This window comes from Paenibacillus sp. Y951, assembly GCF_056786395.1.
Window position 1 is genome coordinate 209,985 of sequence record NZ_JBXCIY010000003.1, and the last position, 16,000, is coordinate 225,984.

Consider the following 16,000-nt stretch of genomic DNA (forward strand, 5'->3'; position numbering starts at 1 on the left):
TTAAGAAGAGTATACATGATATATTTGACACTTGAAACAGAACATTTGTTCGTATATAATAAGAACAAATGTTCTGTAGGAGTGATACTATGCAAGAGCTAATTGGAAAAGTCGTGCAACTTATCTATATCGATAGTAAGCGTAATGTATCCATTCGAAATGTTAAAATATTAGTAGCTGGAGAAGCACGCTTTATGGCTTACTGCTACAAAGCACAAGAGGTAAGATCGTTCCGTAAATCAGGCATTGTAGATATAGAAGTGCTGAGACTTAAGCATAGTGATACTGAGGGAGTTAAAGTCTGTGAGTAAGCAAAGAGTCATAATGCTTGCGGATTGTCAGTCATTTTACGCAAGTGTTGAAAAGATGGAGCATCCCGAATATGCTAATCGTCCGCTTGTTGTTGCAGGCGATCCCGAAAGACGATCAGGTATAGTACTAGCTGCTTGTCCAATAGCGAAATCGTTTGGTATCAGCACTGAACAACGACTTGGCGAAGCGGCTGCAAGGTGTCCGGATCTCGTTATAATTAGACCACGCATGCAAATGTACATTAAGATATCGATGCAGATCACTGAGATATATCAGTCATTCACTGATTTAGTTGAGCCTTACTCAATCGACGAGCAATTTTTGGACGTTACTGGCAGCTTAGATTATTATAATTGTAGTCCAGACGAGTTAGCTCAAATGATACAGCATCAAGTCCAGTTATCGACTGGCATTTATACGAGATTTGGCATTAGTACAAATAAAGTATTAGCCAAAACAGCATGCGATAATTACGCTAAGAAAAATAAATCAGGCATGTATACACTGCTTAGAGATGATCTAGAGCAAACGTTGTGGCAACTGCCAATTCAAAAAATGTTTATGGTCGGCAGGAAAATGAATCTTCATCTGCAGTCGATGGGCATATATACAATCGGTGAATTGGCTAACACTCCGCTAGATGTGTTTAAAAATAAATTACGCCGCAAGCTTGGCAAAAACTCTGATATCAACGCTGAACTATACTGGCGCATTGCTAACGGTATTGACGAAAGTCCTGTTACACCAGGTACACATTCAAACATGCCTAAGTCAGTTGGTAACATGATGACGTTGCCGAGGGATTACAGCAAAGTAGAGGAGATCAAAATAATCTTACTAGAGCTATCTGAGGTTGTATGTCAACGTGTGCGCAGTCAAGGGTTGATGGCTTGTGTTGTATCTGTTACGTGCAAAGGTGCTAACTATGACATGCCAACAGGCTTTAACCGACAGTTAAAACTAGATGATGCGACTAACGTAACCAACAGTGTTTATCATGCGGCAGTTGAGTTGTTAAATCGGCACTGGGATGGCCTGCCTGTGCGACAGATGGGAGTAAGCTTGTCTAAGTTAGCAGGGGATGACGAATACCAAATGTCCTTGTTTAACCCAGACCAAGATAAAAAAATGGCATTGGAAAAGGTGACTGATGCGCTCAAATTGAGATACGGGGATACAAGCATCATTAGAGCTGTATCGATTACGGATGCTGGCCAAGCTCTGCGTAGAGTAGAAATGATTGGAGGACATTACAAATGAGCATAAAGTTAGAAGGTAACGGCTTATGGGAATCTAGCCGTATGATGTTACCTGAGCATAAAGGATCGATCATACAAAAAGCGCATGAGCAAAAGCAGCGCAAGAGAATCGAGTTGGATGATCAAGAGTTAGATATAATTAATGAAGCATTACAACAATCTCTATGGCAACATATACCGATTACAATCAAGATGTACCACTTGTATGAAGAGTTATTGATTGTAGGTGTTGTGGATCGCATAGATCGACCTATAGGTAGATTTAAGATAGATGGCGAGTGGTTTATACTAGGTGATATAGAAGGGATTGATAAAGAATGATTCCAAAACCGAAAAAGAATGTTTCAAAACCCAAACGTCCAACAAGGGATGAATTCGAGTTGGAGGAATTAGGCGAACGTCTAGTTGAGGTAAAAGAAGAAAATACAATCGTACGCTTAGAAGTATTTAACAGCGAGGAAGTTGTAGGGCGTATTGTTGATATGGATTCTCGTACAAGACTTGTACATGTAAGTAATTTTGGGGATATAATTAAAGTACCGTTTCTGGATATAATGAAGGTAAGAAGTGCTAATAATTGAATAAAGGGAAGAGCCTTGTAAATTATCAAGGCTCTTTTGTAACAAGTGATTGTGCAAACTAGAGAACTATAATAAAATGGATATATCGAATGCTATTATATAGAAGGAACTGTTCGAGTTGTTAAAGTTGAAAGAAGAAATAGCCGCTAAGCATATATCGGTTATCCGAATCCAAAAAAAATAACAAATAAATAACGAAAACTCCGAATGTAGGCGAATGAATATGAATGATAGATGTTGTTAATATTCATATTCAGTGTGAAAACAAACTATAATGAATGAACAAATATAAAACTGAAAGTGGTTAATGAATGAGTAGCATGAACATATCATATACTATCATAAGTTAAGCTTCTATTATCACATTAAAGTGAAATGAAGGAGGTAGAGCTATGGTCGTATTATGTGAGCTACAATGTATAGCTTTATTTCTATATGAAACGAAAAAAGCCTAGTGATTATGCTAGGCTTTTTGTGCATTTATTTTCCTTTTAAGTTCTGTTCATAATCGTTAACTAATTCGTCGGGAGTATTGTATGTTTTCTCTTTGTTTGCTGCTTTATACTGAAGGTCTTTTTGTGATGGCATAAGATCTGCGGGAACTTGTGGGATGATCCGTCCGACGATATCTGATAATTCCTCAGCGATGCCCATTATAGGATTTCCTGCGGAAATATCGGACCCAATTTCTTTGATCCGTTCACCAAGATCCATATCGGCTGTGACGATTGCATTGATACCATATGTATCATGGCGAAACGCTTCGGCAACGGAATATTTGATTACCCCAACGCGTGATCTCTCTAGATCTGCGTTAACATCAATACCGACTATCGCATTGTTTCCCATAATAACGACATGTGCATCATTAACTCCTTCAATACTTTTGGCTAGCGCTTCAAGATGCGTAATGGCATCCTTGTGGCTGCTAGAGATATTCTGTTGCTTAACTGATTGAGCATTAATATTCTCATTATGATTGGTGGAGGGTGATTGATTACTACTGTTCATACTACCGCAGCCTGATAACAACAGAATCAGAGCTGTTATCATGACTAATTTCTTTTTCATTTGTTTCACCTCTGTATATAACGTGATTGTACCTTCATAGTGTAACCGTAATGGCTGTTAGCTATGTATGCTAACGATGAAGATAGGGAGGAACTATTATGGGGAAAATAATTGTGCTTGATACAAATGTATTATTACATGACCCGAGAGCGATTTTTGCATTTCCTAATGATGAGGTTGTTATTCCGGCAATCGTACTTGAAGAAATTGATTCGAAAAAAAGGCTTGCCGATGAATTAGGTCGTAATGCGAGATCAGTTTCTCGTTTGTTAGATAAAATAAAAGAAGATGGAAAATTACACTCAGGTATTATGCTGGATACAGGTGGCATTGTTCGCGTGGAATTAAATCATCGTAATTTTGCTCAGATTCAAGAGATGTTTGGGGAAATTACGAATGATCATCGTATTATTGCTGTTGCGTTAAATTATCATAAGGAACAAGCATTACTTCCAGAAGATGAGCAACAAAGTGTTGTACTCGTCAGTAAAGATGTACTAATGAGAATTAAAGCGGATGTCCTTGGCCTGGAAGCAAAAGATTATATGAGTGACCCGAATATTCAGGAAAATGATCGTTATCTAGGTTTTTTCAATATGCAGGTACATCCTTCGATTATCGATGAATTTTATAATCAACGATTTCTAACATTAAGTAATTTGCAATTAAAGCAACGATTTAACCCTCATGAGTTTGTTATATTGAAGGATGAGATGGGGACTACCAAATCTGCGTTATTAAAGGTGAATGCCCAAGCAACAAAGCTAGAGCCATTATATTTAAGTAATGATCCTGCATGGGGGATGACCCCGCGTAATGCACAGCAGCGAATGGCGCTTGAATTGCTATTGAATGATGATATACCACTCGTAACATTGACTGGCAAAGCAGGCACGGGTAAGACGCTCCTAGCGCTTGCTGCAGGTCTTATGAAGGTGGAAGATGAGCGAAAGTATAAAAAACTGCTTATTGCAAGGCCAGTTGTTCCGATGGGGAAAGATATTGGTTACTTGCCTGGCGAAAAGGAAGAAAAATTGCGTCCTTGGATGCAGCCAATCTATGATAATCTTGAATTTTTGTTTGATACAAAAAAATCAGGTGATATTGATAAAATTTTGATGGGGCTTGGCAGTATTCACGTTGAGGCATTGACGTATATTCGCGGTCGATCCATACCTGGACAGTTTATTATTATTGATGAAGCACAAAATTTAACAAGTCATGAAATTAAGACGATTGTATCAAGAGTTGGCGAAGGCAGCAAAATCGTTTTAGTGGGCGATCCCGAGCAAATCGATCATCCATACTTAGATTCTATGAGTAATGGCTTAACAAATATTGTAGAGAAGTTTAAACAAGAGCAGCTAAGTGGACATATTACATTGGAAAAAGGTGAGAGATCTAAGTTAGCACAGTTAGCCGCAGATTTATTATAAAGTAGTTCAAAAAGCGGACTTTGATAACGATGAGTATGCTAAAGTAGCATATTCGACGTCGCATCTGAAGCGAACTTGGAAAGTGTAGCATAAGCTTCCGATGTATGTTTCTTGCAGAAACATTGTAGGATCGCATGTACCAATAACGTACATTTGCGCTTCCGCCGTTCTCAAGTAACGCTTCACCTGCTCGATTCTGAAAGCCCACTCTTTGAACCTTCATTGTAATGTAGTTCAAAACAGTCACTTGTGATCACGATGTGCTTATACGGAAAACACCAGTTGAACATTTGAAAGCAGAATGTTCAACTGGTGTTTTTTTCGTTAGGCGAGGGACGGACATATGGTGCACTAATTAGCCTGAAACCACCACTTTGATATGCTACTTTTTAATCTAATTTCACACAGGTCAGTAAAGGGGGTTATTGCCGGATAAACTCTTTTTCATTGAGGTTGAAGTAATGAAAGCGATATACTTTCTGCCAGTAAATTGCTATACTAGAAGTATTCTGTGTCGTAAAGGAGATCAATTGTGTTCAATAAACGATACATTTTGTTGATGCTAGGTTCTATACTAATAATAGTAATAGCTTTTATTTTTTTGACGCGCGAATTGAATTGGACTTATGTAAGTGATCTATATAGGAACAAAGCTGAGCCGGCGGCTATCGTTATTGATCGAGAACAAGTTATTGCAACCGAGCAAATACAAATATTTGTATCACTAGATGAAGTGCAATTTGAACGGTTAGATCAACTACGTCTTTTAATGGATGATTCGTATCCCCATATTGAAGTGACGATGACGAATGTCTATAATGAACAATTTGAATATTCACAATGGGAACAACGATCTAAGCTAGATGAGCTTGGTGATGTACAGCTTATACCTAATGAATGGATATTACCACTTGCTACGAAAGGGTTGTTACAGCCCGTAGATCGTCTTATGAATAGTGATTCATTAACAAGTCACTTACCTGGTTATACAGATGCCTTGAAATGGAACGGTTATCTTTGGGGTGTTCCATACTCTAGTAACCCCTATCTAATATTCCCTCATAGATTACTACGCGAGTTGGTCGATGATGCTGTTGACGATCCTATTGATGCTGCAATAAAACCAACTGAGGACCCTTTACATAATAGTACACCTAACAATTCAGTTGAAGCTGAAGAGCAAGTTGAAGTAGCAACAAGCAGTAATTGGGATCATATGCTGGAAATGCTTGCCCATGTAGAGGCTACTGATATTGAGATAGATTTACTTAATATCGCTGATAATAGCTATAACTCCATGCTAGTCTGGTTAACTTATGGCGATCTTGCTAGACAAAGTGGTATATCGAATAGTGAGTTAAGCGAAGAGCAACTAACGATTGTACAATGGTTACTTGAGCATGAGGATAACATCCAGCTAGATACTAATACCAACAAATCAAGTGCAGATCATGTCAACTGGCCGCTTTACTATATGACTTCATGGGATGATTATTTGATAAATAAAGAAGAACTATTCGAATTTTATGACGTTAATGAAGTACTCATTCCAGTCCCTTGGCTTAATGGATATAGCTTTGTTATTCAAGCGAATAGTAAACAAGCGATAGCGGCAATTGAGTGGATTGAGCATGTTACGCAATATGCTAGTGCAAATGCATATCAATATCAAGAACCTCCCACTAGAAATATGGAATTCGGATTAAGTAGTAATTCTATCGAATCCAATATAGGTATTACGTTGAATCAGAAGCTAATTCAAGCGCAAATGATGGAAGTATCGCCGAATTGGCCGCAACAATATGCTAATATGAAGAGGGAGTGGGATGGAGTAGATACATTATCGGACAAGCTCAAAGTATTACGATGATGGGTAAGTCATAATCCAGACTTATCCATTAGTTAATTGTACGATTCATTAGCTATATCCATTATTAGTTAGAATATATACGAAAAACGTGGACCGTCTCGAGCAGACGGTCCATGTTTTGTATGTAAACAAATATATATATATTAGATCACTAATTGAAGTTCAATGGTCAATGTACCATCAGTTACAGTAACCGACTTGGCTCGGAGCATAGAGAGAATATATGAAGGATAGAAGTTCAAATTGAATTGAGCCTCGAGCTCATTTTTTGTTGAATCTGGTAATATAAATCCATTGAAATAAAGCTCATCAACCGTAAACTCAATATAATTTGTTGGTTTTTCCACAAGTGAATAATGACCTTTAAGTTCAATTTCAATATTATCCCGTTGTCCCTTTGCAATAATCGAATTTTCCTCGAAAGTAAAGGCGAAATCATTGAACATCTCGTTCTGACCTCTTAAAAAGCTATTAAGTGCATCATCAGGTAATTCAATCTTGTATTTGAAGCCCTTCATGGAAATATAATGTTGATTTTCCTGTAACCAACCTGGTAGTTCATTCATTGACTTGGCTAACTCTTGAAAATAGTTTTGTACTTCGACAAGCCCTTTTTCTTCCCAAAAAGCAGTTAATTGTTCAATGAGTAATTGAATTCGTTCAGCATCAGACCTGCTAGTCAATTGTTGGTCGATTTGTTGTTCTAGTAGGCTTACACGATTCCGTTGTAATTGAAGCTGCTCTTGGAGTGTTGTTAATTTATTTTGTTCATCTTTATAAGCATCGTAACTTGATTGTAACACGCGATATTCATCGACATAAGAAGTTAAAATTTGTTTGTCGTTTGACAAGATTAATTCGATAAATTCGATAGCTAGTAGAAAACCTTCGAATGAGTCGCTTTTTAACAAATTAAAAATGATTCCATCGCGTTCACCCATATAGTAAGCGAGTAGAACTTTACCTGCTTGCTCACGTTTGTTGGAAATTTGCTCTTCTTGCTGTTCGATTTGTTCCGCTGTTAACGTTAACGTTTGTTGCAAACCTTCTAACTTTTGTCCAATTCGTTCTATTTCTTTGTCTAATTCAACGATAGAGAGACTGGATTGTAATATTTGTTGAAGATCATCGTCATCTTCAGTTTGTATGGGGGCTACCGTTTCAACAGTTGGCTCAGCAATTGCGGAAGGAATCGTCATTGTATAAAACATGAGTACCGCTAGCAAGCATATGATGATACGTGGTTTCATCACAATAAGATTCAATGCTACCTTCCCTCCTAAAACTTTTCGTTACTTCATGAAATACTTCTCTGCAAGAAAAGCATCGCCTTATCCATCATTATATGCAATAGCACGACCTAATATTTCTTGCAACTATATATAATGAAAGTCTGTTTTTTGAATTACCTATTTCAATGAAAGTTCAAAACATTCGCTTGTCAGCATCAAGAAGATGCCCTCCAGCGGAAACGAGTAGCACAGCGTACGTATTGTGTACGTGAGCACACACAGGCTTTCGATGGGGGGCATATTCGCCGCCGACTAAGCTACGTTAGCATAGTCATCGTGATCACAAGTGGATGTTTTGAATTACCTCTAATAATGCAAACAGGTCGTACAAGTAATTAGCTTGTACGACCTGCTTCATCATTGTTGTTCTTAGAAAGGAATACTCATTTGGAATACTGACCAATAGGTGAATCCGACAAACGAGATTACCATATATCCCCAGAACATCGTTATGTAAGCTTTTTCTGAGAAATTCAAATAACCTAGGAAAGCAAAAGCAACTGCTTGTGCAAAGAATAGTAGAGAAAACTCATACATATGTCCAGCAAAAGCCATCAATGCGATTACTAAGCAAAAGAAACCTAGTACTCTATACATACGTGCCATACAGCAACCCCCTTTCATGGTGAACGACCTAATTTCCTAAGTCCCATTATATCGCTAGCGGTAACAACTGTAAACATACTCCATGTCGAAATTCCGAAAATATTTCATCATTTGTGTGAACTTGTTCATAGTATGTACATGATTATTAGAAAAAATGTATGAGTTTTTTTGAAATTGGTTATACAAAATAGTAACCAATAGATTCTATGAACTCTACTAAGCACATAGAATCTAAGTAAGTGCCTTTACGTTAGGAGGTTATAATAGCATGACAGCTATAAGACAAGATGCATGGAGTCAGGATGATGACTTAATGCTCGCAGAAGTAACACTGCGCCATATTAGAGAAGGTAGTACACAGCTTTCAGCCTTTGAGGAAGTTGGTGAACGTATTGGTCGTACATCAGCTGCTTGTGGGTTCCGTTGGAATAGTTTTGTTAGAAAACAGTATGATGAAGCTATTCAGATTGCCAAACAACAAAGACATAAACGTAATTATATGAAGAAACAAGTGGCCTCTCTTCCACAAGTATCATCTATAACGATGTTTGAAACAGAAGAAAGACCTATTAGAATGGAACAAAGTTCAATAGAAGAAAGTCTATCTATTGATTCGGTCATTCGTTTTTTACGCGAATGGAAAATGACGTATCAAGATTTATCACGCCAACTTCGTAGCTATGAGAAATCATTGAAAGATCGTGAAGATGAACTATATCGTCTTCGTCAAGAAAATGAAAGATTAGCTAAGGAAGTTAATATCGTGCAAACCGATTATCATGCTGTGAATGATGATTACAAAACATTAATTCAGATCATGGATCGTGCAAGGCGATTAACAGTGCTTTCAACTGAGGAAGAAAAGAAACCTCGATTCAAGATGGATGCAAATGGTAACCTTGAGAGAATTGAATAGAGTAAGAGGGACAAGAAGTGTTACTATATAGTAGCACTTTTTTTGTTGCTTTAAGCGGAGCGATAACTTATAACTATTGTAATGATCATTGAAAGGTATGTGGTTATGAATGAGATTTGAAATCATTGGTAATGGCGCAATAGGTAATCTATATGGAGCAAAGCTTTTGCAAGCGGGTTATGTAGTGCACTTCTGGACAAGAACGATGGAACGAGCTCATTTATTACAAATAGAAGGGATTACGCTGCAAGATAGAGCAGGTCAGAGAAGCACAGTGATGAATGGTACATATAGACAGCTCCAAGAGCGAGAATTCGCATTGCATTTATTAGATTACAAGGCAACAGAGGAAGTGTACATTTTACTTACCGTGAAGCAAACACAATTAAGTAATGACTTACTCAATCACATTAAGTTGCTTTTAGCTCAGTATCCGAACTGTACATTAATAGCCTTTCAAAATGGTATTGGTCATATCGAGAGATTAGCTGAACTAACTACAAAACCAATCATTACTGTAGTGACAAGCGAGGCAGCGCTAACCATACAAGCTCATTACGTGAACCATACAGGAACTGGTCTAACTACATTAGGCGATCAATTGCGTCGTGATTGTGAAGGTATTCGTCAGAAAATATTGGAAGAAGCATTATTTAAGGCAGGATTTAAGACATTAGTGTCGAAAAACATCAGAGAAGCAATCTATCGCAAATTAATTGTAAATGCAGTTATTAATCCTTTAACCGCTCTCTTCGGTGTGAAAAATGGTCAATTGCCAGCTGATTGTACAAGATTGCAGATAATGGAACAGTTGTTTGAAGAGACTAGAACGATTCTAGCTTTAGAAGAAGCGGAAATTGCCGCTGTTAGGTTTGATCAAGTTCTACATATTTGTGAAGCAACATCTAGCAATACTTCTTCGATGTTAAGTGATGTTTTGGCTGATCGCGAGACGGAAATAGTAACGATTAATGGAGCTATCGTGGAAATGGCTTCGCATCGTGGATATGAAGCACCTCTTAATAACGCTCTAGTACAATTAATATTAGCACTACATCCTGAAAAATAGGGGAGTGAACAATAGTAGCTTATGTGGGATTTCATTAGAACTGTCTTTTCAGCAATTGCAACTATACCAATATTTCCGTTTTTTATAGTGTATCTAGGCTACAACGTATTTGTGAAAGATCGTAAAAAATCGATTCGGCTAGCTATGGACGTTTCTACCATATTCTTTATACCTTGTGTAGGGGCCTTATTTAATGAATTATTTAGTAGTGATTTTGGTATTTATGGAATATTGTTAGCGATGATTATCGGTGGAGGATTGCTTGGAAATGCGCACTATCGTAAAGATGGCGTTATTCCATGGAAAAAAATTGTTCGCGTCGTATGGCGGATTGCGTTTTTCGTTACAGCATTTCTCTATATTGTTTTTATTGCTATTATATTGTTGCAATTGGCATTTACTGTGTCCTAATAGAAGAAACACCATGCGTCTCTACTTTGCTAGGGACGTTTTTCTTTTGACTTGAAAGTTCACTATTCTGTACAATAGCGCAGTAATGAGTTATCTTTATATTGTATAGTAACTATAACTAATTGAAGTTCGAGGAGGTAGTGCGGCAGTGGTCGATCTACATAAATATGAATTACCTATAGCTCAAGCATTATCAGCGGATTATATAAATGGTAAGCAGCAGGTTGTCGAGAAGCTTTACGGCTACTATGCTGGTAATGATACGGATTGGGTCAAACGCGCATCAAAATTAACGGAATTGCAGCATACTCGCGTTAACAGTGAGTCGTTGGCAAATGTACTTAAAGCTTACAATGAGCGTTTGTCCGCTAGCGAAGCAACATTAGCTAATATCGCTCATATTGCTAAAGGGGCGAAAGTAGTTATTGGTGGTCAACAGGCTGGTATTTGGACGGGACCATTACTGGTTGTCCATAAGGCTGTATCTATTATTCAAGCCGCATTATCAGCAAGTGAGCAACTACAAGAGAAAATCGTTCCTGTTTTTTGGATTGCTGGCGAAGATCATGATTGGGATGAAGTGAATCATACTTATGTGATCTCACCAGAGCAACAATTGAAAAAACTAAGTATAGGTCGAGATGCTTCATTAAAAACATCGGTAAGCCGAACGGCGATTAGTGCGGAACAATGGCAAGAAGCAATAGAAGAGTTGTCTGAGCAACTACCTGGATCTGAATTCAAAGAACAACTAGTTCAAGAACTTCAACAAATGGCAGAGAAATCAAATTCATTATCGGACTTCTTTGGACATATGTTGAGTACGCTATTTGCTCAGTATGGCTTAGTACTCATTGATTCAGATGATGCTGCGTTGCGGGCCATTGAAAGTAGCATGTTTGCACGGTTGTTGAAGCATAATGATGAATTAGAACAGGCTTATCTACAAACAGCACAAGCAGTACGTGATATGGGCTATTCCTTACAGGCAGATGTAACGGCTAATAGTGCTAACCTATTCGTATTTGTAGAAGAAAGTCAGAGTGATCGGGTGCTGCTCTATAAAGAGAACGGTGAATTCCGTGATCGCAAAAGTCAGTATCATTGGACAATGGAGCAGCTAGAGCAACTGCTTCAACATGAGCCACAAAGCTTTAGCAATAATGTGCTAACACGTCCACTAATGCAGGATCATTTATTCCCAGTATTGGCGACTGTGCTTGGCTCGGGTGAAATTTCCTATTGGGGTTTAACCAAACAAGCGTTTGAAGTTCTTGGAATGGAAATGCCTATTATTGTGCCTCGTATGTCTTATACGCTAGTAGAAGGTATCATTGCTAAAAATATGGCGAAATATGAATTGTCGTTCGCTGATGTGATGGATCATTTCCAAGAGTGTAAGCAACAATGGCTACATGATCAAGATGAATTACATGTCGCTGATCAATTTGGGCATGTACGCGAGCAGTTCACGGCGATGTACGCTCCATTAATCGAACTTGCTGGTTCGATTCAAAGCGGCTTGGCTAAGCTTGGCGATACGAATATGAACAAAATTATAGAACAAATAACTTATATGGAAGCTAAAACGGTGGATGCTCAGCAGAAGCAATTTGAAGCAGCTATTCGTCAATTGGATCGGGTTGAGCTTACATTGAAGCCTAGTGGTAAACCGCAGGAGCGAGTGCTGTCGATGATTTCATATTGGAATCGTTACGATAAAGTATGGCTAGACGCTATTTTTGCGACAGGGTATAGTAGGACAGGTGGACATGAGATAGTACACTTGTAGAGGAAGTTCAAAAAGCGGACTTTGATAACGATGACTGGCTTCGTAGCGTAGTCGATATCGAATAGGAAGCGAACTTGGGAAGTTTAGCGTACAGACAAGTTATCTTGTATTACATATAATAAGTTGTTGGCTTAAATAAAATATGAATAATTATTGGAGGGTTAATATGAAGGTTTTAGAAAAAAGTATTATTACTGATATTTCACTTGCTCCAGAAGGACATTTGAAAATTGATTGGGCGAGCAGCCATATGCCTGTCTTGAATGAAGTTCGTGCGCAGTTTGAAAAAGAACAACCATTTAAAGGATTGAAGGTTTCAATTTCTTTGCATCTAGAAGCGAAAACAGCATATTTAGCTAAAGTTGTACAAGCAGGCGGAGCTGAGGTTACGATTACAGGAAGTAACCCACTTTCCACACAGGACGATATTTGTGCAGCGTTAGTGGAGGATGGAATTACAGTTTACGGTAAATATAATCCATCGCCAGAAGAATTTAAAATGCTTAATATGAAGGCGCTAGAAAATAATCCTGATCTAATCATTGATGATGGTGGCGATCTTGTAACGTTATTGCATACGGAAAGTAAGCAACATGCGATTAACGTACGCGGTGGAGCTGAAGAAACAACAACAGGCATTATTCGTTTGAAGGCATTGGAAAAAGAAGGTACACTTTCTTTCCCAATGGTTGCTGTTAATGATGCTTATTGCAAATATTTGTTTGATAATCGCTACGGTACAGGTCAATCTGTATTTGACGGTATTAACCGCACGACTAACCTAGTTGTTGCCGGTAAAACAGTAGTCGTTGCTGGTTATGGATGGTGTGGTAAAGGTGTTGCGATGCGTGCTAAAGGTCTTGGCGCTAATGTTGTTGTCACAGAAATTGATCCGATTAAAGCTGTTGAAGCTTACATGGACGGATTCCATGTTATGCCGATGGTAGAGGCAGCGAAAATTGGTGATATGTTTGTAACCGTTACAGGAAATCGTGATGTTATTCGTAAAGAACACTATGAAGTGATGAAGGACGGAGCAATTCTATCGAACGCTGGTCATTTCGATATTGAAGTGAACAAAGTTGATCTTGAAGCGATGAGTATGAGTATACGTACTGTTCGTCGTAATATCGAGGAATACAAATTAGCAGATGGTCGCAAATTCTATCTTCTAGCAGAAGGTCGTCTTGTAAATCTAGCTGCTGGAGATGGTCATCCTGCGGAAATTATGGATATGACATTTGCTCTTCAAGCATTAAGCTTGAAATATGTGAATGATGAGTACAAAACAATTGGTAAGCAAGTTGTTAATGTTCCTTACGACATTGATCAACAAGTTGCTAATTTGAAATTAGAAGCACTTGGCATGGGAATTGATTCCTTAACGCAAGAGCAAGTGGCTTATCTTGATAGCTGGGAATAAAAATTAAATAAAATATTTAGAGAATCCTGCTTATAAAAGCAGGATTTTTCTTTTGTGTGGCGAAATAGTCTTACTTAGTGGTGTAAAGTGGTGAGAAGTGGGGCAAAAAGGGGAAGGGGTGGAGCGAAATTATGTTTATGGGAGAATATCAGCATAGCATTGACGATAAAGGACGTATTATTATCCCAGCTAAATTTCGTGACCAACTTGGTTCAACTTTCGTAGCTACACGCGGCCTAGACAATTGTTTATTTATATATCCTGCTAGCGAGTGGGAAATATTAGAGCAAAAGTTGAAAACTTTACCATTAATGAAATCAGATGCACGTGCCTTCACGCGCTTTTTCTTCTCTGGTGCAATAGAATGTGATCTGGATAAGCAAGGACGAATTAATTTACCACAGCATCTAAGAGAATATGCCAAGCTTGAAAAGGATTGTATGGTACTAGGAGTTTCAAATCGGGTAGAGGTATGGAGTAAGGCATCTTGGGAAGGCTATTATGAAGAATCTGAGCAAACTTTTAATGAGATTGCTGAGAAACTTGTAGACTTTGATTTCAACTTCTAGAATGACAACATGAATTGGGGGATTTAACGTGTTTTTGCATACAACAGTTTTATTGGAGGAAGCAGTCAAGGGGCTTAATATTAAGCCGAATGGGATATATGTTGACTGTACGCTTGGTGGAGCGGGACATAGCCAGCTAATTGCCGCATCACTAGGGGAGCAGGGGCGCCTTATTGCTTTCGACCAGGATGACTGGGCACATGAGAATGCAAAGGTTAAGCTTGCCCCTTATATGGATAAAGTAACACTTGTACGTAGCAATTTCCGCTATCTTGAACAGGAGTTAATGCATTGTGATGTACCGATGTTAAATGGTATTCCACAAGTGGATGGTATTCTATTCGATTTAGGTGTTTCTAGTCCGCAGCTTGATGATGCTGAACGTGGATTCAGCTACAACCAAGACGCACCACTGGATATGCGTATGGATCGTGATGAGGAATTGACGGCTTATCATATTGTGAACGAGTGGGATGAACGAGATATTGCTCGCATTCTTGATCGATATGGAGAGGAAAAGTTTGCGCGTAACATCGCTCGTTCCATTGTGAAAATCCGCCAGACTCAGGCAATTGAAACAACAGAGCAATTAGCTGAAATTGTGAAAAATGCGATTCCTGCGGCTACACGTCGTACAGGTGGCCATCCAGCAAAGCGCTCATTCCAAGCATTGCGTATCGCGGTGAATGATGAACTTGGTTCTGAGGAAGAAGCTTTGGAGGCGGCCGTTCGTTGTACTGCTTCTGAAGGAAGGATCTCGGTTATTACGTTCCATTCATTAGAAGATCGGATTTGCAAACAAACATTTGTGAAGTATGTGGAGAAATGTACTTGTCCACCAGATTTTCCGATGTGCGTTTGTGGTACAAAAGGTAAATTGAAATTAATAACACGTAAGCCGATTGTTCCAAGTGAATTTGAAATAGACCAAAACTTACGGGCAAGATCGGCAAAATTAAGAATAGCAGAAAAGCTGTAGGGGGGATTAATCGTGGCCTATCATTATGGTAATTTAGCAGTGAAACCTAAGCGTCAAGAGCAGGAAGAGTACATCATACGCGAAACGAAGAAAAAAGTCGTTCGCAAAAAACCTATCCCAGCAGGGGAAAAAATATTATATCTGACTACTGTACTAATGGGAGTTATCATCTTGGGAGTTATCATATTTAGGTATGCTGATATTTACTATACGAGTTTGCAAGTAAAGCAAATTAATAGTGAAATGCAAGCAATGACGATTGAGGTAGAACAACTACAGCGAGAAGTTCAAACATTGAGTGATCCTGAACGTATTCGTGAATTTGCAGAATCTCAAGGTATGGTAAGTAGCTTGGAAACAGGAATAATTGTCAAGAAGTCGAGCTCCTCTGGAGAAACGGCAAAGCTTGAATAG

The 16,000-nt window shown here is 38.5% G+C and carries 17 protein-coding genes; 14 read left to right on the top strand and 3 right to left on the bottom strand.

Annotation, left to right across the window (positions count from 1 at the left end):
* Positions 1 to 89: 89 nt before the first annotated feature.
* The 4 genes from AC1TPB_RS05955 to AC1TPB_RS05970 are packed head-to-tail and all read left to right on the top strand — an operon-like array spanning position 90 to position 2,152.
* Positions 90 to 311 (top strand): hypothetical protein, encoded by a 222-nt coding sequence (locus AC1TPB_RS05955; protein WP_482075662.1) that lies wholly within the window; start codon positions 90 to 92, stop codon positions 309 to 311.
* The gene (locus AC1TPB_RS05960; protein WP_482075663.1) at positions 304 to 1,572 is read left to right on the top strand and encodes a DNA polymerase IV; all 1,269 of its coding nucleotides are present in this window, start codon (positions 304 to 306) and stop codon (positions 1,570 to 1,572) included. The genes AC1TPB_RS05955 and AC1TPB_RS05960 overlap by 8 nt, the downstream gene beginning before the upstream one ends.
* Entirely contained in the window at positions 1,569 to 1,892 is a 324-nt protein-coding gene (locus AC1TPB_RS05965) for a YolD-like family protein (protein WP_482075664.1), read from the top strand. The genes AC1TPB_RS05960 and AC1TPB_RS05965 overlap by 4 nt, the downstream gene beginning before the upstream one ends.
* A complete protein-coding gene (locus tag AC1TPB_RS05970) occupies positions 1,889 to 2,152 on the top strand; it encodes a YolD-like family protein (RefSeq protein ID WP_482075665.1) in 264 nt (87 codons plus the stop codon). Before AC1TPB_RS05965 ends, AC1TPB_RS05970 begins: the two co-directional genes overlap by 4 nt.
* Positions 2,153 to 2,632: 480 nt before the next feature.
* On the opposite strand, the gene AC1TPB_RS05975 is transcribed toward AC1TPB_RS05970, so the two are convergent.
* Complete coding sequence (locus AC1TPB_RS05975) at positions 2,633 to 3,223, bottom strand: YhcN/YlaJ family sporulation lipoprotein (protein WP_482075666.1); 591 nt, start codon at positions 3,221 to 3,223, stop codon at positions 2,633 to 2,635.
* Between the two features lie 98 nt (positions 3,224 to 3,321).
* Here AC1TPB_RS05975 and AC1TPB_RS05980 point away from each other — a divergent pair, with 98 nt between their 5' ends.
* The gene (locus AC1TPB_RS05980; protein ID WP_482075667.1) at positions 3,322 to 4,659 is read left to right on the top strand and encodes a PhoH family protein; all 1,338 of its coding nucleotides are present in this window, start codon (positions 3,322 to 3,324) and stop codon (positions 4,657 to 4,659) included.
* A gap of 613 nt (positions 4,660 to 5,272) precedes the next feature.
* The gene (locus AC1TPB_RS05985) at positions 5,273 to 6,529 is read left to right on the top strand and encodes a hypothetical protein (protein ID WP_482075668.1); all 1,257 of its coding nucleotides are present in this window, start codon (positions 5,273 to 5,275) and stop codon (positions 6,527 to 6,529) included.
* 143 nt (positions 6,530 to 6,672) lie between these two features.
* Here the strand turns inward: AC1TPB_RS05985 and AC1TPB_RS05990 are convergent, their stop codons facing one another.
* Together AC1TPB_RS05990 and AC1TPB_RS05995 are read right to left on the bottom strand one after the other, a co-directional pair.
* A complete protein-coding gene (locus tag AC1TPB_RS05990; RefSeq protein ID WP_482075669.1) occupies positions 6,673 to 7,794 on the bottom strand; it encodes a coiled-coil domain-containing protein in 1,122 nt (373 codons plus the stop codon).
* 396 nt (positions 7,795 to 8,190) lie between these two features.
* Positions 8,191 to 8,427 (bottom strand): DUF2626 family protein, encoded by a 237-nt coding sequence (locus AC1TPB_RS05995; protein WP_482061278.1) that lies wholly within the window; start codon positions 8,425 to 8,427, stop codon positions 8,191 to 8,193.
* A gap of 268 nt (positions 8,428 to 8,695) precedes the next feature.
* On the opposite strand from AC1TPB_RS05995, the gene AC1TPB_RS06000 reads away from it, so the two are divergent.
* The 8 genes from AC1TPB_RS06000 to ftsL2 all read left to right on the top strand — a co-directional run bounded on the left by AC1TPB_RS06000 (position 8,696) and on the right by ftsL2 (position 16,000).
* Entirely contained in the window at positions 8,696 to 9,343 is a 648-nt protein-coding gene (locus AC1TPB_RS06000; RefSeq protein WP_482061277.1) for an RsfA family transcriptional regulator, read from the top strand.
* A gap of 109 nt (positions 9,344 to 9,452) precedes the next feature.
* A complete protein-coding gene (locus AC1TPB_RS06005; RefSeq protein ID WP_482075670.1) occupies positions 9,453 to 10,412 on the top strand; it encodes a ketopantoate reductase family protein in 960 nt (319 codons plus the stop codon).
* A gap of 21 nt (positions 10,413 to 10,433) precedes the next feature.
* Positions 10,434 to 10,823 (top strand): DUF3397 domain-containing protein, encoded by a 390-nt coding sequence (locus AC1TPB_RS06010; protein ID WP_482075671.1) that lies wholly within the window; start codon positions 10,434 to 10,436, stop codon positions 10,821 to 10,823.
* Between the two features lie 148 nt (positions 10,824 to 10,971).
* On the top strand, positions 10,972 to 12,615 hold the full coding sequence (bshC, locus tag AC1TPB_RS06015; RefSeq protein ID WP_482075672.1) for a bacillithiol biosynthesis cysteine-adding enzyme BshC: 1,644 nt from the start codon (positions 10,972 to 10,974) through the stop codon (positions 12,613 to 12,615).
* Between the two features lie 166 nt (positions 12,616 to 12,781).
* Positions 12,782 to 14,038, top strand: a complete 1,257-nt coding sequence (locus tag AC1TPB_RS06020) for an adenosylhomocysteinase (RefSeq protein ID WP_482075673.1) — start codon at positions 12,782 to 12,784, stop codon at positions 14,036 to 14,038.
* A 131-nt stretch (positions 14,039 to 14,169) separates the two neighbouring features.
* Entirely contained in the window at positions 14,170 to 14,607 is a 438-nt protein-coding gene (mraZ, locus tag AC1TPB_RS06025; protein WP_482061272.1) for a division/cell wall cluster transcriptional repressor MraZ, read from the top strand.
* A gap of 28 nt (positions 14,608 to 14,635) precedes the next feature.
* A complete protein-coding gene (gene rsmH / locus AC1TPB_RS06030; protein WP_482075674.1) occupies positions 14,636 to 15,586 on the top strand; it encodes a 16S rRNA (cytosine(1402)-N(4))-methyltransferase RsmH in 951 nt (316 codons plus the stop codon).
* 12 nt (positions 15,587 to 15,598) lie between these two features.
* Positions 15,599 to 16,000, top strand: a complete 402-nt coding sequence (gene ftsL2, locus AC1TPB_RS06035; protein WP_482075675.1) for a cell division protein FtsL — start codon at positions 15,599 to 15,601, stop codon at positions 15,998 to 16,000.